Source organism: Bacillus sp. FSL K6-0972, from assembly GCF_037976035.1.
GTDB classification, from domain to species: Bacteria; Bacillota; Bacilli; order Bacillales; family Bacillaceae; genus Bacillus; species Bacillus haynesii.
The window spans coordinates 4,207,388-4,226,852 of record NZ_CP150260.1; the positions used below are offsets into that span (position 1 = coordinate 4,207,388).

General features: G+C 47.0%; 21 protein-coding genes and 1 riboswitch. Of the genes, 2 read left to right on the forward strand and 19 right to left on the reverse strand.

Translation table 11 applies throughout. From position 1 onward, the window contains the following. Positions 1-52: 52 nt before the first annotated feature. From MKX80_RS21380 to tenA, 8 genes are all read right to left on the reverse strand, one after another. The gene (locus MKX80_RS21380; protein WP_268293799.1) at positions 53-505 is read right to left on the reverse strand and encodes a GyrI-like domain-containing protein; all 453 of its coding nucleotides are present in this window, start codon (positions 503-505) and stop codon (positions 53-55) included. 149 nt (positions 506-654) lie between these two features. Further along, on the reverse strand, positions 655-2,073 hold the full coding sequence (locus MKX80_RS21385) for a glycoside hydrolase family 1 protein (RefSeq protein WP_268326705.1): 1,419 nt from the start codon (positions 2,071-2,073) through the stop codon (positions 655-657). Then, positions 2,063-3,922, reverse strand: a complete 1,860-nt coding sequence (locus MKX80_RS21390) for a PTS beta-glucoside transporter subunit IIBCA (protein ID WP_234112433.1) — start codon at positions 3,920-3,922, stop codon at positions 2,063-2,065. Before MKX80_RS21390 ends, MKX80_RS21385 begins: the two co-directional genes overlap by 11 nt. Before the next feature lie 312 nt (positions 3,923-4,234). Next, positions 4,235-5,068 (reverse strand): PRD domain-containing protein, encoded by an 834-nt coding sequence (locus MKX80_RS21395; protein WP_023856907.1) that lies wholly within the window; start codon positions 5,066-5,068, stop codon positions 4,235-4,237. Positions 5,069-5,259: 191 nt separating this feature from the next. Beyond that, positions 5,260-5,994, reverse strand: a complete 735-nt coding sequence (locus tag MKX80_RS21400; RefSeq protein WP_154997479.1) for an energy-coupling factor transporter transmembrane component T — start codon at positions 5,992-5,994, stop codon at positions 5,260-5,262. Beyond that, positions 5,991-7,580, reverse strand: coding sequence for an ABC transporter ATP-binding protein (locus tag MKX80_RS21405; protein ID WP_268342927.1), 1,590 nt, complete (start codon positions 7,578-7,580; stop codon positions 5,991-5,993). The genes MKX80_RS21400 and MKX80_RS21405 overlap by 4 nt, the downstream gene beginning before the upstream one ends. Beyond that, positions 7,555-8,154 carry an ECF transporter S component gene (locus tag MKX80_RS21410; RefSeq protein ID WP_182069743.1) on the reverse strand — a complete coding sequence of 200 codons (600 nt, stop codon included), beginning with the start codon at positions 8,152-8,154 and terminating at the stop codon, positions 7,555-7,557. Before MKX80_RS21410 ends, MKX80_RS21405 begins: the two co-directional genes overlap by 26 nt. Continuing rightward, entirely contained in the window at positions 8,151-8,837 is a 687-nt protein-coding gene (gene tenA, locus MKX80_RS21415; protein WP_268293800.1) for a thiaminase II, read from the reverse strand. The genes MKX80_RS21410 and tenA overlap by 4 nt, the downstream gene beginning before the upstream one ends. A gap of 112 nt (positions 8,838-8,949) precedes the next feature. Then, a riboswitch (TPP riboswitch) is annotated at positions 8,950-9,054 on the reverse strand. Positions 9,055-9,258: 204 nt separating this feature from the next. Between tenA and MKX80_RS21420 the strand changes: the two genes are divergently transcribed. After that, on the forward strand, positions 9,259-9,417 hold the full coding sequence (locus MKX80_RS21420; RefSeq protein WP_020453503.1) for a hypothetical protein: 159 nt from the start codon (positions 9,259-9,261) through the stop codon (positions 9,415-9,417). Positions 9,418-9,468: 51 nt separating this feature from the next. On the opposite strand, the gene aceA is transcribed toward MKX80_RS21420, so the two are convergent. From aceA to yhfH, 3 genes are read right to left on the reverse strand one after another with little or no spacing between them, the layout of a single operon-like run. Beyond that, the gene (gene aceA, locus MKX80_RS21425; RefSeq protein WP_268342911.1) at positions 9,469-10,740 is read right to left on the reverse strand and encodes an isocitrate lyase; all 1,272 of its coding nucleotides are present in this window, start codon (positions 10,738-10,740) and stop codon (positions 9,469-9,471) included. A 14-nt stretch (positions 10,741-10,754) separates the two neighbouring features. Beyond that, positions 10,755-12,344, reverse strand: coding sequence for a malate synthase A (aceB, locus tag MKX80_RS21430; RefSeq protein ID WP_268342910.1), 1,590 nt, complete (start codon positions 12,342-12,344; stop codon positions 10,755-10,757). Between the two features lie 42 nt (positions 12,345-12,386). Further along, entirely contained in the window at positions 12,387-12,524 is a 138-nt protein-coding gene (gene yhfH, locus MKX80_RS21435) for a protein YhfH (protein ID WP_023856901.1), read from the reverse strand. A gap of 214 nt (positions 12,525-12,738) precedes the next feature. Here yhfH and MKX80_RS21440 point away from each other — a divergent pair, with 214 nt between their 5' ends. Continuing rightward, the gene (locus MKX80_RS21440; RefSeq protein ID WP_339228616.1) at positions 12,739-14,880 is read left to right on the forward strand and encodes a glycosyltransferase family 39 protein; all 2,142 of its coding nucleotides are present in this window, start codon (positions 12,739-12,741) and stop codon (positions 14,878-14,880) included. 41 nt (positions 14,881-14,921) lie between these two features. On the opposite strand, the gene MKX80_RS21445 is transcribed toward MKX80_RS21440, so the two are convergent. The 8 genes from MKX80_RS21445 to MKX80_RS21480 all read right to left on the reverse strand — a co-directional run bounded on the left by MKX80_RS21445 (position 14,922) and on the right by MKX80_RS21480 (position 19,458). Continuing rightward, positions 14,922-15,389 carry a DUF2716 domain-containing protein gene (locus MKX80_RS21445; protein ID WP_268342909.1) on the reverse strand — a complete coding sequence of 156 codons (468 nt, stop codon included), beginning with the start codon at positions 15,387-15,389 and terminating at the stop codon, positions 14,922-14,924. Between the two features lie 83 nt (positions 15,390-15,472). Next, positions 15,473-16,210 carry a DUF2750 domain-containing protein gene (locus MKX80_RS21450; RefSeq protein WP_244958248.1) on the reverse strand — a complete coding sequence of 246 codons (738 nt, stop codon included), beginning with the start codon at positions 16,208-16,210 and terminating at the stop codon, positions 15,473-15,475. Between the two features lie 25 nt (positions 16,211-16,235). Then, positions 16,236-16,589 (reverse strand): YxiJ family protein, encoded by a 354-nt coding sequence (locus MKX80_RS21455; RefSeq protein WP_182069737.1) that lies wholly within the window; start codon positions 16,587-16,589, stop codon positions 16,236-16,238. Positions 16,590-16,644: 55 nt separating this feature from the next. Further along, positions 16,645-16,800 (reverse strand): hypothetical protein, encoded by a 156-nt coding sequence (locus MKX80_RS21460; RefSeq protein ID WP_182069736.1) that lies wholly within the window; start codon positions 16,798-16,800, stop codon positions 16,645-16,647. Between the two features lie 191 nt (positions 16,801-16,991). After that, complete coding sequence (locus tag MKX80_RS21465; protein WP_065644338.1) at positions 16,992-17,666, reverse strand: hypothetical protein; 675 nt, start codon at positions 17,664-17,666, stop codon at positions 16,992-16,994. 237 nt (positions 17,667-17,903) lie between these two features. After that, complete coding sequence (locus tag MKX80_RS21470; RefSeq protein WP_268334947.1) at positions 17,904-18,377, reverse strand: hypothetical protein; 474 nt, start codon at positions 18,375-18,377, stop codon at positions 17,904-17,906. 14 nt (positions 18,378-18,391) lie between these two features. Next, positions 18,392-19,150, reverse strand: coding sequence for a hypothetical protein (locus MKX80_RS21475; protein WP_268328405.1), 759 nt, complete (start codon positions 19,148-19,150; stop codon positions 18,392-18,394). Beyond that, on the reverse strand, positions 19,126-19,458 hold the full coding sequence (locus tag MKX80_RS21480; protein WP_326849330.1) for a DNA-binding protein: 333 nt from the start codon (positions 19,456-19,458) through the stop codon (positions 19,126-19,128). Before MKX80_RS21480 ends, MKX80_RS21475 begins: the two co-directional genes overlap by 25 nt. Between the last annotated feature and the right edge of the window lie 7 nt (positions 19,459-19,465).

Below are 19,465 nucleotides of genomic sequence, written 5' to 3' on the forward strand. Positions count from 1 at the left end.
AAGCGATCTGCTGATCACTTCTTGTCCCTCTCCTCCCTTTGACAAAAACGAATTAAACCGATTTTAAAGGTACACATATTTCGCAATACGGGTTGTTCACCATATCCCCCATGTATTTTTCCATCATTGGTCTATTGTCCAATTGATATTCATTGTTTTGCAGGGATGAAAAAATATCAGAATATGCTTTTTGAATGTCTTCCGCTGTATGTTTAACATCGTAAATCAGGTATTTTCCGCCAGAAATTTCGCCTTTAAAAACTGATTCATCGACTTGATAATCATGCGGTATCACAATACAAGCATCAAATCTACACTGATCAGGAGGTGTTGTTTCCGGGTTATCCTGTGGAATCGCAAACAAAATAGCAGACTCAAGAAGACCTTTTTCCTTAGCCCATTTTTTTAACGCCTCCATGACCTCAATATTGGCAGGACCGTACGGACCAACTCGGCGCATATAAGCAATACGATAGTTTGGAAGTGTTTCAACTTTGAATGTCATAGATTCTTTCTTCCTTTCCTGATTGTTGTTCATTCCGTTTCGAATGTAACACGCTTTAAAAATAGATACATTCATATTTTTAAAATTTTCTGTATTTTAATTCAAAAAAGAGGATATTCAGAGATCATCTGAACATCCTCTTTCTTTGTTTAATCGAGTGTTTCCCCGTTTGAAGCAATCAGGTCTTTATACCAGTAAAAGCTTTTTTTGCGAATGCGGCGCAAGTCTTTCAAGTCAAATTCATCGCGGTTCACATAAATAAATCCGTAGCGTTTTGAACAGCCTTGATGGGTTGAAATCAAGTCGATGGCGGACCATGGGGAGTAGCCGAAAACATCGACTCCATCCGTGATCGCCAGCTGAATTTGCTTGATATGCTCCTTTAAATAATCGATGCGGTAGTCGTCATTTACGACATCTCCGTCTTCAAGCTGATCAAACGCGCCGAGGCCGTTCTCAGTGACGATCAGCGGTAGCTGATAGCGGTCGTAAATTTCGCGCAGCGTCGAACGGAAACCGACAGGGTCGATCTCCCAGCCAAATGCGTTTTTCTTTAGGTGCGGATTGCTACTTCCCCTGTATACGCCTTCTTCTCCCGTCTGCAAATGCTGGTCGCCGCCTCGCGCAGCCGTGTCGCTACCGTCACCCCTGCTCGCTTCAGCCGTTTGCGATGTATAGTAGTTAAATGCGATAAAGTCCGGTTTGGCTGACCGCAGAATGTCCATATCCCCTTCGGCGATGACCGGCGTGCAGCCTTTTTCTTTCATATATGCCCATGCCGTTGTATTGTATCGCCCGAACACGGCCATATCCAAGTAAAGCCAGTTGCGAATCGCATTATAGTTAAAAGCCGCCAGCACGTCCTCCGGTTTCGAAGAAGCGGGATAGATGAGCGCGATATTAGGCGCAGGACCGATTTTTGCTTCCGGCAGCATCTCATGGCAAAGCTTGATCGCTTTCGCCTGTGCGACGAGCATGTGATGGTTTTGCTGATAAAGCTCTTTTTTCGGATTTTCCAAGTTCGGATCGAGTGTACCGAGTGCAGACCCGTGGAGAATCATCATATTTTGCTCGTTGATGGTCAACCAGTATTTGACGCGGTCTCCGTAGCTTTCAAAAAGGATCTTCGCATACTTTTCAAAGGCATCAATCGTGGCCCTGTCCGACCAGCCGCCTTTTTTCTGCAAAGCATTCGGCAAATCGAAGTGGTACATCGTAACAATCGGTTCGATTCCATGCTTCAGGAGCTCATCGATCAAACGGCTGTAAAATTCGATGCCCTTCGAATTAATATCGCCGTCCCCGTCCGGAATGATGCGCGTCCAGGCAATCGAAAAACGGTACGCTTTGAAGCCCATTTCCGCAAACAAAGCGATATCTTCTTTATAGCGGTGGTAATGGTCGCTTGCGACTTTAAAATCGGTTGTCCCTTCTGGGTAGCTTTCGCGCGCGTCGATGACAGAAGGCCCTTTTCCATCTTCATTCCAAGCGCCTTCCACTTGATAAGCAGAAGTAGACGCGCCCCACAAAAAATCTTCCGGGAATTGAGTTAATGTTTTATATTTCATGATTTTTTTCCTCCCATGGTGATGAAATTAAAGTGATGATCAGTTCTTCAGTTTTCACCTTTTTTTGATCCGTTGGAATGATATCCGTGTATTGACCGGAATTTGTAACGATGATCGGCGTTTTCACGTCAAACCCTTCTTCTTTCAAAGCGTCCAGATCGAATTCTGCGAGTATATCACCCCGTTTCACTTTTTGCCCCTGCACGACTTTAGAATTGAAGTGCTTTCCATCGAGTCTGACCGTGTCCATTCCGATATGAATCAAAACCTCTGCTCCGCTTTCTGACGTTATGCCGTATGCGTGACCCGTCGGAAATGCCGTTGTCACGATGCCGTCCGCAGGGGCGGCGACAACGCCTTTTGACGGAAGCACCGCGATTCCTTCTCCAAGCGCCCCCGATGCAAACACTTTATCTGATACTTCTGTTAACGGCAGGACTTCTCCTTGCAGAGGGCTGTAAATTGGTTCACCGGCGCTTTTTTCAACGGGCTGCTCTTTCGTCTCCTCCACAGGGTCGTCAAAGCCGACAATGTAAGTGAGCAAAATCGATAAAATAAATGAAACTGAAATTCCGATGATGAAGCCGAGAAAGCCCGGTCCGTAAAAAATCGGAATCGTCAACAAGCCCGGAGCGCCGGAAGCGAGGGCGACGCTGCCGGAGTATCCGATAATGGCCCCGCCTGCCGCCGCACTGATGACACCGCATACAAATGGCCTTTTCAGCCTGAGCGTCACCCCGTAGACAGCCGGCTCTGTAATCCCGAATATCCCGGTAACGGCAGCTGATCCTGCCAATGCCTTCAGCTTCTTGTTTTTCGTCTTCAGCATGACGCCAAATGCGGCACCTGTTTGGGCAAACACGGCGGCTGCCGTCGCCGGCTTGATGTAGTCCTTGCCGTGGACAGCAATGTTGTTCAAAATGACAGGGACGATCCCCCAGTGAATGCCGAAGATGACAAGGATTTGCCATAAGGCCGCGATAATCGCTCCTGCCAGAATCGGGCTGAGATCAAAAACGGACAAAATCGCAGCCGCGATCCCGTTCCCTGTGTAAACGCCGAGCGGTCCGAATACGATCAAGGTTAACGGCACCATCACCGTCAGGCAGATTAATGGGGTAATAAAGTTTTTCACGCTTTCATGAATAAAGCGCATACATAATCTTTCAAGATAGCTCATCACAAATACCGCAAGGATAATCGGGATAACGGTAGACGTATAATTCATCAAGACGACCGGAATGCCGAAAAACTCTGTCTGGGCGCCGCTGTTTTTCAGTTCGAGTATCGTTGGATAGATCAGCGCCCCGGCAATCGTCAGCGCTATGAACGGGTTCGCTCCGAATTTTTTGGCGGCCGTAACGGCGAGCAGCAAAGGCAGGAAATAAAACAGGCTGTCGGCTGCCGCGTAAAGAATCGTATATGTCGTCTCTTCCGGCGAGAGCCAGCCGGCGTTTGTACAAATCAAAAGCAGGCCTTTTAAAATCCCCGCTCCCGCCATGACGCCGAGCAGCGGAGTGAAAATGCTGGATACGACATCTACCAATCTACCGGCAAGGCTTCCTTTTTCTTTTTGACTGTGATCGGCCGCAGAACCTTCCAACAGTTGAGAGATCCGGCCGATTTCTTTATAGACCTCAGGAACATTATTGCCGATAACGACTTGAAATTGTCCGCCGCTCTCCACCACGGTTACCACGCCATCCGTATTTTCAAGCGCTTCCCTGTCTGCTTTGGAACGGTCTTTCAGTTTGAAGCGGAGCCTTGTCGCGCAATGGACTAGCGATACAACATTCTTCTCCCCGCCGACGCGCGCCAGAATTTTTTTTGCCACTGATTGAATATCCATCGTTGATCATCTCCTGTCTCTCCTAAAGCCCTATCAAGCTGTTAAAAAATAAAAAACCTAAACTAAAGCCTGCACAAAGAAGGCTTAGTTTAGGTTTTGCCTGCCGAACAGTAACAATCCCGTTTTAAGACATCATGAAAATAAAAAAACCTAAATCACTGTGAAAAACAAGGGCATAAGAGTCCCGCTTCACAGTCATTTAGGTTTTGCCTGCATCATCAGTAACAATCCTAACAACCTGTATAAATTGATGTAAGTAAAAAGTAGCATACATTTATCCAATTGTCAACGCTTTCATATTAGTATCATCCTCTATTTTTGATGAACGACCCGCTCGATATGAATCGTCAAATACAGAAGCTCTTCGTTTGTCAGCTGATGACCGTATTCTTTTTCGATGTACTGCCTGATTTTATTTGTACACACATAAGCATCACGATACTTATTTTTGACGGTTTCAAATAAAAAGTCGTCCCTGCTTTCCATATAGGTTCCGCTGAACAGCCGCTGCGCGAAAAATTTCAAATGGGTAATGAAGCGGTAATAGTGAAGCGATTCTTCGTCAAAGTCGATATGAAAGTGATATTTGACGATGCTTAAAATCTCCTGCATGACTTTCGTAATATTGACGATGTTCGGCATTTCTTCATTCAGCTCGGCGTTTACGATATGGAGCGCGATAAAGGCGGCTTCATCCTCCGGAAGAGCTGTCCCCGTCTTCTTTTCAATGATGGCCAGCGCCTCTTTGCCAATGGCGAACTCATCTTTATACAGCCGTTTCGTCTCCCAAAGCAGGGCGTTTTTAATATCCAGGCCCTTTTTATGCCGTTCGACGGCGAAATGAATATGGTCGGTCAGCGAGACATAAATGCTGTCATTCAGCTTTTTGCCGAGCTTTAATTTCGCATAAGAGATAATTTCTTCAGACATTTCCATAAATTCGATCGGAATTTCGTCCAACAGCGTCTTAAACCTTTCTGATACATCTTTATTATCAAGCCTGAAAATCTTCTCGATTCTGGATTCATCCACCGCTTCGCCAGGCTTTTTTTGAAAAGCGATTCCCCTGCCCATGACCACTAATTCCTGACCCTGTTCATTTAAAACACTGATCACATTGTTGTTGATCACTTTGGCAATTTTCACATCGCGCCACTCCCATCTTTTAAGGGGATTTTTTATCCTTCTTTTTTCATATGGTACACATTGATTGTACAACCTTTTTGGTCTAGGTCAATATGTTTCAGTCAACGTCCGAAATGTTTACATTTTACAGAATGCCCGTCAGTGCCCGATTTATAAAAAAAGAGCCGCAATGCGGCCCTGAAAAAATCCTCTTAAAAAATGAGCAAAATCCCCGCTGCGACTGACGCCAGACCCGCAAAATAAACGAAGTCTTTAACGGAAAGCCGCGCTGTTTGATAGTAGGTGCGGTCATTTGTACCGGTAAACCCTCTCGCTTCCATGGCAACAGCGATTCTTTCCGATTTGCGGATGCCTTGCGAAAACAACGGCAGTGCATAGCGAATAAACGCCTTCCAGCTGTTTTTTTGCTTATAGCCCCTGATTTTATGCGCTGCTTTCATTTGCGAAAGCTCCGACTGAAAAAGCGGGACAAAACGAAAGCCGGCCAACAAGCCATAGGCCCACTTAGGCGACAGTCTGCATTGATGAATCAGGCTCATAATAAACTGGGTCAAATCGGTTGTTGACGTAAACAAGAGACCGTATGTGACAAAGCCGAGCATCCGCAGCGCGATTGTCAGCCCATTGCCGACGCTTTCCTCGGTGACGCGGAACCAGGCCCATTCCCAAATCGTTTCTTCGCCTTTTCCGAAAGCAGCCATCATCCAAAAGACAAGAATAAAAAAGACGAGATAAGGCAATAGCCGTTTACTCAAATAAGACAAAGTCCATCCCCCGAAAAAAATTCCGATGACAACCGCAAACAGCCAAATGAAAAAAGTCGGTTTCGGATTTGAAACAAACATGAGAATGCACATGACCAGGAGGTGGGAAAAGAGCTTGGCGCTCGGGTTCAATGCCGAAAGAAGTGAACCATTGCTTTTCATACGGGAACCCTCTCCTTTCTTTCGTGCATGAGCCGGTAGTGAAGAGGCGGTATTAATGAAAAGCGGCGGACCAGGTCTTGATCAGAGAACAATTGATACGGCGTTCCTTGATATGCCGCTTTCCCTTGATGAAATACGATGACCTCGCCGGAATGCTCGTCGACGATGTCCATGTCATGCGTCACCATCACAATCGTCGTTCCCCGTTCCTGCCGCTCCTTTAACCGCTTGATCAATTCTTTCGCCGTCTTTTCGTCCTGACCGAATGTCGGCTCGTCAAGCAGCAGCAAATCCTGGTCAAACAAAAGCATCGTCGCAACGCTTAAACGTCGTTTCTGCCCGAGGCTTAATGTAAAGGGATGCGCTTTTTGATGAGCATCAAGCCCGAATTCCTGCAGCAATTCAGCTGTTTTCCTTTCGACCTGATCCTCCGGCCAGCCCCGCTGTCTCGCACCGAACGCGATCTCGTCAAACACCGTGTCCCGAATAAATTGAAGCTCGGGGTTTTGAAAGACAAAGCCGGCCTTCTCATAGAGCGTACGGTCGGACGATTTCTTCAGCTCCCGGTCCTCCAGATAAATGCGCCCTTTTTTGACCGCTTCAAGCCTGATCAGGCTTTTTAAAAACGTACTCTTTCCGCTGCCGTTCTCGCCGATGACCGAAATCCATTCACCCCTTGGAATCTCAAGGGTTATGCCGTCGGCCACGATCTTTTTCCGATATCCGATCGCTGCGTCCTCTGCGCGGATCAATATGTCCCTGTCTGCAGGCCTGTTTTTCGCCCCCTCCTCTTTCATTTTCAATGTAGAAGAGAGCTTGACGGCGAGCGGATGATCATCTTGTGTGATGACATCTTCCCATACCGCAGGGTACAGTTTCGGCTGCCAGATACCTGCCGCTTTCATTTCCGGCTGAAAATGTTTCACGATTTCTTCCGGCTTTCCGTCAGCGATGATCTGTCCCTTTCCATTGAAAAGAATGACGCGGTCCATCCACTCGATACAGCCGTCCAGCACGTGTTCGACGAACACCATCGTCTGTCCGTTTTTTCGGGAAACGTCACGGAGCAAGGCAAAGATGTCTTTCCGGCTGGCCGGGTCCAGCTGCGCCGTCGGCTCATCAAAAAACAGCACTTCAGGCTCCAAAGCGAGCAGGCACGCTAATGCCAGCCTCTGCTTCATACCGCCTGACAAGGTTTCGATCGGCGTTTTCTTATCTATCTTTAATCCGACCAGCTCCATCAGCTCCGAGATGATACCGTCCATATCTTTTGGGGGGACGGACCGGTTTTCAAGGCTAAAAGCGATTTCCTCATTGACATGAAGCATGCAGAACTGCGAATCCGGGTCCTGAAACATAACGCCGGCGCTCTTTCTGCGGTTGACTTCGCCGCTGACTTCAGCTTCGATATGTTCAGGAATAATGCCGGAAAGCACGGACAACAGCGTCGATTTGCCGCTTCCGCTCGGCCCGAGTATCAGCACTTTTTCTCCCTGCCCAATCGACAGCGAGACCCGGTCCAAGACAGGTTCAGGACGATGATAAAAACGGACGGAAAGGTTATTGCATCCGAGAAATGAACGCATCGGCATCATCCTTCTTCCGGTGTTCCTTCATGATCTCATACTGGTTCAGGACTCCTGTTTTCGCAAGCGCTTCGACAACGGCTTTTGCCAGCCAGCCGCCGAGTACAATGCCGCTGATGATTTGGATGATAAGCGTCAAGATCAGCGTTTGCGTCGTATAGTAGGCAAAACCGTTCGCCATCAGGCTGTATGTCATGCTCCCGACCGCGGCAAGCGCACCGGAAAGCATAAGGGTAAACAAGTTATAACGCTTATAGCGAAAAATCGCAAACGCGATTTCCGCACCGGCTCCCTGGAACACACCGATTAATAATGCTGACAACCCAAAGTGGCTGCCGGTCAGCAGTTCGACCGCAGCAGCTGCCGTCTCGGCAATCAGCGCCGCACCCGGTTTACGGATGATATAAGCGACAATCGGGCTGGCGATCACCCAAATGCCGAACATAAAGTTCGCTCCGACGGGCCCGACAATAGCTGAAACAGGGATCCACAAGGTGGACCACCCTAAATAAATGACGCCGCATGCAACGGACAAGATGACTGTCATGACGACTTCTTTCATGCTCCAATTCATCGTCTCACCGCCTCCATTTCAACAGGCCAATCTTCAACCGTATAAGCCATCTCCCAAAACCCGTATTCAAGCTGACAGCTTTGCAAAAAGAGCTCCTTCATTTTTTCTTTTTCAGCCTTTCCCGCTGTTTCGGCCCATTCATCCAGGCGAGCGCAAAACTTTGTCGTGATTGAATCGGTTCTGTTTCCGTAAAAACAGATCCAGTCATAAAATGGATGGGATGGATCAGGCTGAACATCTATCATCAGTTTTTTTCCGATCTCCCAATATGTCCACGGACAAGGCAGCAAGACGGCTAATATCTCTCCCAGCGTACCTTCGTGCGCCGCCGTCAGCATATGGCGGATATAATGATGGGCAGAAGGCGCAAGCGGATATCCCTGCAGAGATTCATACTCCACCCCCGCGGCCCGGCACAGGTTGTTGTGCGGATGCACTTCGCTGTTTAATACAAACGAAATCTGCTCATGAAACATCTCCATGTCTTTTCGGTTTTGACACTTGGAAATCGCAATTCCGTAGATTTGAATAAAGGCGTTCAAATACTCGTAATCTTGCTTTACATAATGAATAAGCTGCTCCTTTTTCAGCCTCCCGGACGCCAGCCCCAATACAAACGGATGCTCAAAAATGGCTTCAAAAATAGGGTCTGCCTCGCGGCGAAGTTCTGCGGAAAAACTCATGTAGATAGCCTCCTTAGCAATCGGTTTTATAAGGAAGGCACAGGGGGGCAAGCGGCTTTATATACAAAAAAGCCGCCCCAAAATGGAGCGGCCTTGGTATGATGAAATCATAAAGACACCGGCTCCACTTCCCTACGCTAGTATGAACTAGATCAGGTTCAAAGGGTCCAAGATCGCTTCTTGTCTCAGCCGGCTTACGGCTCCCCTAGTGGACTTCCTATTACATTAACTTTTACTCTACACATCAATGGTTATCATGTCAACCTAAGTTTTTTCAGTTTATTGTTGTATAGAACCGCCGGGTTTCATACAGAAGATGCAGCGATCAAAAATATTTATGGAAAAATGTTAATTTTCTGAAACATTTCCCGAGCTTGTTCGTCTAATATAGTGAAGACAAAAAAATTTGGAGGGGATATTTATGATGATGTTTATCTTGATTTTGACAATGGCTGTGTATTTGTTCTATTCTTTCAGCAAAGACAACCGGCCGGCCAAAAGAAACAACAAGAATCATCAGACACTGACTGTTATTAGGGAAAACCCTTTTACCGCCCCTTCCAATGATGTCAATTGCTAACTTGATAGACAACAAGCAAGCCGCCCAATGACGGGCGGCTTTTTCACGTTTTTATGATTGAAACTGTTCCGCTTCAGTTGACCCCTTCAGTGCAGTGGTTGATGAAGTCCCGCCTGTCACAACCTGGGCGACTTCATCAAAGTAGCTCGTTCCGACTTCGCGCTGATGCCTTGTCGCCGTATAGCCGTGGACTTCGCTGGCAAACTCGGCCTGCTGCAGATCAGAGTACGCCGCCATTCCGCGGTGCTTATATTGGCGGGCCAATTCAAACATGCCGTGATTTAAGGCGTGGAAGCCTGCCAGTGTGACAAATTGAAATTTATAGCCCATTTCACTGAGCTGTTTCTGGAAGTTCAAGATCGTGTTGTCATCCAGTTTGGCCTTCCAGTTGAACGAAGGGGAACAGTTGTAGGCGAGCAGTTTGCCCGGGAATTTTTCATGGATCGCCTGTGCAAACCGGCGGGCTTCTTCAATATTCGGCTCAGACGTTTCACACCAGATCAAATCGGCATACGGTGCATACGCCAAGCCTCTGGCAATCGCCTGATCAAGGCCCGGCTTTGTTTTGAAGAACCCTTCCGCTGTTCGCTCTCCCGTCAAAAACGGCGCATCATATGAATCGACGTCGCTTGTGATCAGGTCGGCCGCATTCGCGTCCGTGCGGGCAATAAGAATAGTCGGGACTCCCATCACGTCTGCGGCGAGGCGCGCCGCAATCAAATTACGCACCGCCGTTTGCGTCGGAAGCAGCACTTTTCCGCCCAAATGCCCGCACTTTTTCTCAGACGACAGCTGATCTTCAAAGTGAACCCCTGCGGCGCCGGCTTCAATCATGCTTTTCATCAGCTCGAACACATTCAGCTGCCCGCCGAAGCCTGCTTCAGCGTCGGCCACAATCGGAGCAAACCAATCGATGTCTTCTTCCCCTTCCATATGATGGATTTGATCTGCGCGCTGCAGCGTGCGGTTGATTTTCTTGACGACTTCCGGCACGCTGTTTGCCGGATAAAGGCTTTGGTCGGGATACATGCTCCCTGACATATTGGCATCGGCAGCCACCTGCCAGCCGCTTAAATAAATCGCTTTCAATCCGGCTTTTACTTGCTGCATGGCTTGGTTTCCGGTCAAAGCGCCCAGAGCCGGGACGAAATCCTCTGTGTGGAGAAGCTTCCACAGCTTTTCGGCGCCACGCCTTGCAATCGTGTATTCAATCTCGAGCGTGCCCCTCAGCCGAATGACGTCAGCCGCCTCATACGGCCTTGTGATCCCTTTCCAGCGTTCTTCATGCTCCCAGCTTTCTGCGAGTTGTTTTTCTTTCAGCATCGCACATTCCCCCATCACATTTTTTCATAAGCGGGTATCGTTAGAAACTCCGCGAATTCATCATCCAAAATCAACTGTTCAAATAACTGTCCGGCCTCTTCGTACCGGCCGTTCCGAAAACGTTCCATGCCGGCTGCTTCGAAGATTTTCTGCATTTCTTCCTCTTTCATCATCTTGACCATTCCGGCGGTCACTTTCCGGCCATCGTCAAGAAATCCTTTCGGATGGCGAATCCATTGCCAAAGCTGGGCTCTGGATATCTCCGCGGTTGCAGCGTCCTCCATTAAGTGGTCGATCGGAGCGGCGCCTCTGCCCGACAGCCATGAAGCTAAATAGCGGATGCCGGCGCTGATATTGGTACGGACGCCTGCTTCTGTAATCCGGCCTTTCGGTACTTCCAGCAAGTCTTTTTCCTCGACCTTTACGTCTTCCCGCTTTCTATGAATCTGGTTCGCCGACGGCATATGCTGATTGAATACATCGAGCGCCGTTTGAATCATGCCGGGATGCGCGATCCATGTTCCGTCATGGCCGTCTTTTACTTCACGTTCCTTATCTTCGCGGATTTTGGCAAATGCGGCTTCATTGATCTCTGGTTTGTCTTTAGCGGGAATTTGCGCCGCCATTCCCCCGATCGCATGGACGCTGCGTTTATGACACGTTTGAATTGCCAAGAGGGAGTAGGCTCTCATGTTGGGAACCGTCATCGTCACGGCTGAGCGGTCTGGAAGAATGACTTCATCCCTGTTCCTGAATTTCTTAATAAAGCTGAAAATATAATCCCACCTGCCGCAGTTAAGTCCCGCTGAATGCTCCTTCAATTCATAGAGGATTTCATCCATTTCAAAAGCCGCCAGGATCGTTTCAATGAGAACCGTCGCTTTAATCGTGCCCTGCGGAATGCGCAAGTCGTTTTGAGCATAAACAAATACGTCGTTCCACAGTCTTGCTTCCAGATGGTTTTCGATTTTTGGAAGGTAGAAATAAGGGCCGCTTCCTTTTTTGATCAGCTCTTTTGCGTTATGGAAAAAATAAAGGCCAAAATCGAACAGGCTTGCTGACACGGGCTTGCCGCCGATCAGCACATGCTTCTCTTCCAAGTGCCATCCCCTCGGTCTTACAATGATGACGGCGGGGTTTTTTTTCAGCTCATAGCGTTTGCCCTGTTCATTCGTAAAAGAAATCGTCCCGCGGACCGCGTCCCGCAAATTAACCTGCCCTTCAACGCAGTTTTTCCAAGTCGGCGAGTTCGCATCTTCAAAGTCGGCCATAAAGACTTTGGCTCCTGAATTTAAAGCATTGATGACCATTTTTCTGTCGACCGGGCCGGTGATTTCAACCCTGCGGTCCTCCAAATCCGGAGGGAGCGGCGCGACTGTCCAGTCCGACTCGCGGATATGCTTTGTTTCCGCCAAAAAACCGGGATTCTTCCCTTGATCAATTTCAGCCTGCCTGATCGTCCGCAAATGCAGCAATTCCCGCCTTCTTCCCCCGAAATGACGCTCAAGACGTCCGATAAACTGCAGCGCTTCTTTTGTCAAAATCTCTTCATACTGCGGATTCATCGATCCGGTTATGTGAATTCTCTTCTCCTCTGTTTTCATGTCTCCCTACCCCTTTACATGCTTTGTTATAAAACAGTTTGCTTACTCGCCTTTTTTGGAAAGACAGCGCTCGCATTCCATAAAGTAAGATTCAGCCTGCTCCTCCATCTTTTCGCCGCATTCAGGGCAAGTTTTTTTGGGAAGCGTTCTGAAAAATTCCATCGGACTTTTCAAGCTCATTTGTGTCACTCTCCTTTTTATAGAACAGTTTTATGTTTTATGTTTCTGTTGTAGTACAGTATACAGCGCAAAAATAAAAAAGTACACACCTTTTTCCAAAAAATATTTATTTTTTTCCATTCAAACAAAAAAAGATTGTTCTCTTTTTATTCATAACTTGTTCATATTTTTCTTCTAGAATAGGGAACATAAAGAGGTGAAAGTGATGATGAAAATAAAAAACAAACAACTTGATGTCATTCTGGTTCTTATTTTGTTGGCAGCTCTTATTCTGAATACATATAACATTTGGCAGGACGATGCCGCCAACCAGTATTACTTGGCTGCAGTCAAAAGCATGACGCAAAGCTTCCACAATTTCTTCTTCGCGTCATTTGACTCTTCCGGATTCGTATCAGTAGATAAGCCGCCCCTCGTTTTATGGATTCAGACCATATTTGCGAAAATCTTCGGCGTGCATACGTGGAGTGTGATTTTGCCGCAGGCGCTTGCAGGAGCGGGTTCCGTCTATCTGCTTTACGCACTGATTAAGCCGAAATTCGGAAAAGGCGCCGCCCGTATTTCTGCGCTGGTGATGGCGCTGACGCCGATCGCGGTAGCCGTAAGCCGGACGAATAATATTGACAGCATGCTCGTCTTCACGCTCCTTCTTGGTACATGGTGCCTGATGAAGGCGGTCAAACAAGGCAGGCTGACCTGGCTTCTCGCTGCATTTGGCCTCATTGGCCTCGGGTTCAATATGAAGATGCTTCAGGCATTCATGGTGCTTCCCGCGTTCTTGCTGTTTTATCTCATCGCGGCGCATGCGAAGTGGAAGAAAAAAATCGTGTCGGCAGTTTTATCGCTTATTGTTCTCACCGGCGTTTCACTTTCTTGGGCGCTTGCTGTCGACTATACATCAGCCGACAGCCGCCCGTATGTCGGAAGCAGCCAAACCAACTCCGTGCTTGAACTGGCTTTCGGCTACAACGGCACTGAGCGGCTGCTCGGCCAGACGACGGGCAACGCCCGCGGCGATATGAACGGTTTTGGAGGAGACATGCAGCAGCCGAATGGCAATGCGCAAGCTCAGAACGGAAACAGTTCGTCCAACGGCTCCAATGGACAAAATGGCATGATGCATCCGCCGAGCACGGGCAGCATGACCAACGGCAATACGCAAACTCAAGACGGAAACAGTTCGTCCGGCGGCTCCAATGGACAAAACGGTGCAATGCAGCCGCCGGCCGCGGGTGGTGCGACCGACGGCAGTTCTCAAGGGGCAAACGGCAGCAGTCATCCGCCAACCGGAGGCGGACCGGGCGGAGGTCAAGGCGGCGGACAAAGCATGAACATGTTCGGCACCGGTGACGCAGGACCGCTGCGGCTCTTCCAATCGGCTTTATCGGGCCAAATCAGCTGGATGCTTCCATTCGCATTATTCGGACTGCTCGGCATGATTATCAGCTGGTTCCGCAGCCGCGAAAAAACAGGCGAAATGAAAGAAACAATCTTTTGGGCTGCATGGCTCGTTCCTGTTGCCGGTTTCTTCAGCATCGCCGGTTTCTTCCACCACTACTACTTGATTATGCTGGCGCCGCCGATCGCCGCGTTGTCAGGAATCGGATGGTACGCGATGTACGGCCTTTACAAAAATCACAAAGACTGGGCAAGCTATCTGCTGCCGGCAGCCGTTCTGACGACAGCAGCATTCCAAGTGTACATTTTAAGCGCTTATACAAACCAAATCGGCAGCGCCTGGATGTATGTCATGGGAATCGTGGGGCTGGGTGTCACCATCGCCTTACTGATGCTAAAGCGAATTCATCCATTCGGAAAGCAGCTCACCATCATCAGCTTGTGCGTGCTTCTTTTGGCACCGGTCTATTGGTCGGCAACACCGATCCTTTACGGAGGAAACAGCGTTCTTCCTGAATCAGGGCCTCAGCTGCAACGCTCCAACGGAGGCGGAATGTTCAGCTCGGACGTGGACACAGGGCTGCTCACATACCTCCGGGAACATCATACGGGCGAAGAGTACCTGTTCGCGACATTGACAACAGTAACCGCAGCCCCATATATCATCAATGCCGACGAAAATGTCATGGCGCTCGGAGGCTTCAACGGCACTGATCCGATCCTGTCGGTCAGTGAACTGAAAAACCTCGTCAAAGAAGGAAAAGTAAAATACTTTCTGATCAGCGACGACAACTCAGGCAACAGTGAGCTCGTCTCCTGGATCAAAGAAAACGGAACCGAAATTTCGTCTGACCAATACAGGATTACAACGAACAGTACAGACAGCTCCGCACAGCAGGGCACAAGAGGCGGCCCGGGCGGCGGACAGCGGCAAACGCTCTACAAGGTTGAGCTGTAGGAAATGAGGAAGCCCATCGGATGAGTCCGACGGGCTTTTGATTATGCCTTTCTGAAAATAATCGGTGGATGATGTTCAATATGATAAAGGAGTTTTTCTCCATATAGAGTCATCGTTTTCCGCCAAGGGTCGCCAAGCACGCCCCATTCAAAATCACGCTGGAAAAAGAAATAGTAATCCCCATTCGGAAAAAGAGGAATCGGCCAATCCCCATATTCATCTTTAGGAAGCGGTCTGTGCGGATGAAACATATATCCTTCATGCTGCCAATCGAGCGCATACATCGTCTCCAGCGGACCTGTACACGCCTTGAAGGCCCCGATCATCTTCTCCTCCAAATCAGTAAGGAACCGGCCGTCTTCTTTAAACCCAGCGGACACATCATAGACAATATACGGCCGCGGCGGCTTCATCCTTGAACATTGAAGGCCGGGCTTCCATTTGACGATCCGATTCATCTTTGTCCACACTTCATCATTTTCCCGGCTGCTTAAAACGGTCCAGCTCAATGGGTATCGTTCTCCTTTGTCTGTTTGACCTTATTGGTTGGTTTCTGCTAGAGCGGATTTTGCTGCGGTTGATGTTTAACCCTTTAATAATTCTCCAATTCCGCCAAGATGTCTTCCAAGAGAGAATCGATCGGTAATATAATAGCGTCTCTTGAGTTGAAAAAGATGGACGGCTGAATCCCGTCTTCTTTCATGCCCGGCAGCCACTCATTCACAAAGTCTTCGAGATCGATCGGTCTGGCTGTGCATGCGCTCCATTCCTGTACTGCGCACAATTCGGCGTAGTCCTTGGCCGGCCAGAATGGAATCATTTTGCGGCCGTCATCATCCTCCGTCATCACCCAGCCGTCGCCATATAATGACCATACCTCTTCAAAATCGGCGATTCTTTTAATAAAATACTCGTACCGCTTCTCTTTCGAAGCCTTTAATAAAGCCTCGACCTCTTTTTTGTGGAGCCCTGGCACGATTCGCTCAATGCGTGAAACATCATATGTATGGCAATAAAATTGAAACGTCCCGTCTTCATAATCTTCAACAATATAATTGATATTCTCCCAGCCGGCGTTTAATTGATCGATTTTGAAACCGCCATGCCGGCCTTCAAAATCGGTTAACCGAACAGAAGAAACCTCCTTAAATGTCAATTCAATATGATAGCTGTCATTCTCATCTTCATAGAGAACCGTCATGTCGATTGAGCTGATGTCTTTCCCTTCATGAAATTCCTTGTAGTATTGAAACCGGATAATTTCTTTAATATGAACCGGTGAAAACTCCGGTATTTCCAGATTAAGCTTTTCGTGTTTGGACAACTCCACTATGGTCACCTCTGTATTGGTATGATCAAGTCTTCCTGCGGTTTATGATCGAACACAACAATTTCCTGACGTTTTCATGCATGGCTACCACATGAAAAGTCTCAGGGTAATTTTCGATTTTGTCTATTGGATAAACTTCAAAAAACGATTTTTCTAATGATTGGCGCTGCGCCTTAGGCATTTTTTTATCCGCCAAAACGTAACCTAAACTGCCGGCGACGAGCGCAAAATACTCGTAAAAATCCCCTGAAAAGCCGTGCCCGTCTTGTTCAAACGCATCCAAGTCGGCCGGAAGCGGCCCTGATAGGCGCCTGTCCGTATCATTCAGTTGATTTACAGTATCAGCATCAAGCCGATAATATCTGTATCTTTTCTTCATTGTCATTCACCCGCGGATCTTCAAAAATTTTGTTTTGTCAAAAGATAATTGGAGCTTAATCATTGCGTACATCGCGCGCTTTCCATTCAAGATATTTTTGTAATCCGCCCAAATACCGGCCTGATTCAATGTCATGATGCTTTCTGACTGAGTAGCATGGAAAGCCTGGAACGGCAGGGTTCGTCAGATGGACTTCTGAGCGAAAATCCAATTTGAAATTCCTTCTTCTTACCCACCTCTCCGGGCAGGATCTTATAGATAAAATGGCAGGCTTGTTCAAGGTATGCCTCATATTCACGGTTCGTGAAAATTCGTGAACCGTTAAAACACACCTCAGGATGAGTGCCATCAAACGCTAAATCAGACCAAATGTCCATTGTTCATCGTCCTTCACAATCACGTTTATATACTTTGAGCTTCGACTTTAAGAATATGACATGCCGGACAGAGCGAAAAATAAAGGATCACCTCTCCAAAAAACAAATCTCCATATTTTTCGTCGAAGTCATTCTCACCTGTTATTAAAGCGACAAACGTCATGTCTTGTCCGCATTCACAGCAAGTCAAATCAAGCTCATCTTCTGCGAGCAAAGGCTTGCCAAATACGCGGCCAAAATATGCGGTCCCGAGTGCTGTAAAAATCTCATCGTACCTCTCTTCAGAAGTAGGATAATCTTCAGCTTCCATCTCGACAAGCGAAACCGGGACATGCCGCAACGGAGCCGTTATTTGATCTTCGTCATCAGCCTTTTCAAACTCTTCCTGTTCTTGTTTGATGACAGCTGCAGAGCGATTTTGAAAATCGAGCTTAAAAAATTGCTCCTCCCAGAGCATTGAACAATTTAAGCATGAAAACAAAACCAGTTCTTCACAGTGCTCCCCTCTCAACTCGCTCAGCCGGTCATCCTTTAAATCAAGACAAACAAGCTGATGCATCGGAGTCTCGCAGAGCCTGCAATTCGGCAGATTCCACTCATCCCCACCGACATGATGATGATCATCTCGCGGTGACTCTTCAAACATGATTTTATAGCCGATCGGTCGACTGAAGCTTTTTCCGTAAAAGATATGTTCCAAAAGGTTTCCTCCTAAGAAAACAAACTACCAATAAACGGGCTCGCACCCGTAATCATCCTCTTGATATAAATCTTCAATTCTTTTAATAAAATTTAAAGTGTCCCACAACCTTTTCAATATGTTTAGAATTGCAATATCTAATGCCCACCGGATTCTAAAAAGTAAGAACTCACCTCTTTTATTCAGTCCTTTATTATTATTCTGTCAGGGAAGAAAAACGCCTCCTTTGATAACGCTTTATTCCACGACATATACATCAGTCGCATCAAATTCAAACCAGATGACCTTCTCCTTTGATTCGATACGTACATCAACCTTTTGAGTCACGCTGTTAAAATATTTTTTATTATGAACAGGGTCTGCTATTAAAACAACAAAATCATTGATTGAAGCAAGAAAAGAGAGGTATTCTGTCAGCTTATGTCTTTCTAGCAATTCTTCTTTAGTCAACATGCACTCAACGTGGATGAGCCTTTTTGATAGGGCATTTACAGCAAATTGTTTATCTTCAATGAATGAGATCATTTCCTCTATGAAACCGGGCGCTCCCATAACTTCGATAAGAATCTGGTTAAAATCGAGATGTTCAAAAAATGTAATGAGGTCATTATTTGACATAAGATCGGATGAGTACAGTGAATGGTAATGCAGAAGGTTGATCACATCCAGATTTCCTATACTCGTCAAAGACTCGGTATTTAATTTACACACGGACCGCACTCCTTCTAGTTAATCCAGGTCAGATATGATAGCTTTTGTCTGCTTTCCTTCATAAAGTCACTATTTGCAGCATTCCGTTCTAACTCAAACAATTCTTGAATTGATATATCCGGAAAGGTTTCGTCTAATAAACGGTTTCTTCGATTTGTATACAATACACGAGCGAGCGGCTCATTATTTGAGCTGATAACCTTAAAGGTATAATCGATAATATAGCTTTCTTGTAAACACACTGCCGCGAAGACGTGTTCTTTTAATAAGTCTTTCCCAATTTCTGCTGCAGCCGCCTCGTCCATTCCCTTATAAACCTTATTGAACAGAATGCAGACCGCACTGCCTTCATACTCATCTATCATCTGCATGACATGAAAGTAAGTGTTATGCCTTTCAGGTACAATGATCTTATCCCCAATTTTATATTTTTGTCCTTTAGGAATCTTATAGTTCGCGATCTCTTCTTTAAAACTGTCGCGCAGTTCTTGAGAAACCATAAAGGAAGGATTATGCAGTTCATTTATAACCGCGGCCACTTCAAACACTTTTTGGCCATCCCGATAGGAAACTGAAGTTCCATCGGCTTCTGAATCAAAGGCTATCCTCCCGAATCCTCTATGCTTTAATTCTTTTCTAATGAGAGAGACAGCCTTCTCCGTCGTTTCTTGATTCAATAATGCTGCCACATCTGCATAAAACCAATATTTTTTGATGACAGAGTCGGGAAAGTAGATATCTATTTTTCCTAATCGAAACGTTCGTTGCTGCACTTTCTCACCTCACCAATGGGGCCGTTCCAGTATTCTTCTATCCAATCCTTTAGTTCCTCTTTATCATGCAAATATGTTTCAGGTGAATCCTTTAAATCGAATCCGCTTAGTAAAATCAACAAATTCCATACCCTCTCATCTTCTACTTCCGGATCGTCAGCGTATACATAACCCCCTGCCCAATCCGAAAGTTCCTCTCTCGTCATACCTCCTTTTAGCACCTCTTTCATTTTACAGATACAGTCCGATAATTCAGGTTTTTCCACATCTGACACCTCTTTTGTTATCGAATGTGATTCTCCCCACATAGTGTAG

Coding starts and splice junctions, on each gene's coding strand:
- MKX80_RS21380 (WP_268293799.1), bottom strand. CDS start 505: ATGACATTCAAAGTTGAAACACTTCCAAACTATCGTATTGCTTATATG.
- MKX80_RS21410 (WP_182069743.1), bottom strand. CDS start 8,154: ATGAATTGGAGCATGAAAGAAGTCGTCATGACAGTCATCTTGTCCGTT.
- MKX80_RS21385 (WP_268326705.1), bottom strand. CDS start 2,073: ATGAAATATAAAACATTAACTCAATTCCCGGAAGATTTTTTGTGGGGC.
- aceA (WP_268342911.1), bottom strand. CDS start 10,740: ATGCTGAAAGAAAAACAACTCGCAGAAAGCTGGGAGCATGAAGAACGC.
- aceB (WP_268342910.1), bottom strand. CDS start 12,344: ATGAAAACAGAGGAGAAGAGAATTCACATAACCGGATCGATGAATCCG.
- MKX80_RS21405 (WP_268342927.1), bottom strand. CDS start 7,580: ATGCGTTCATTTCTCGGATGCAATAACCTTTCCGTCCGTTTTTATCAT.
- MKX80_RS21480 (WP_326849330.1), bottom strand. CDS start 19,458: ATGTGGGGAGAATCACATTCGATAACAAAAGAGGTGTCAGATGTGGAA.
- MKX80_RS21455 (WP_182069737.1), bottom strand. CDS start 16,589: ATGAAGAAAAGATACAGATATTATCGGCTTGATGCTGATACTGTAAAT.
- yhfH (WP_023856901.1), bottom strand. CDS start 12,524: ATGAGCTTGAAAAGTCCGATGGAATTTTTCAGAACGCTTCCCAAAAAA.
- MKX80_RS21400 (WP_154997479.1), bottom strand. CDS start 5,994: ATGAAAAGCAATGGTTCACTTCTTTCGGCATTGAACCCGAGCGCCAAG.
- MKX80_RS21420 (WP_020453503.1), top strand. CDS start 9,259: ATGATGATGTTTATCTTGATTTTGACAATGGCTGTGTATTTGTTCTAT.
- MKX80_RS21390 (WP_234112433.1), bottom strand. CDS start 3,922: ATGGATATTCAATCAGTGGCAAAAAAAATTCTGGCGCGCGTCGGCGGG.
- tenA (WP_268293800.1), bottom strand. CDS start 8,837: ATGAGTTTTTCCGCAGAACTTCGCCGCGAGGCAGACCCTATTTTTGAA.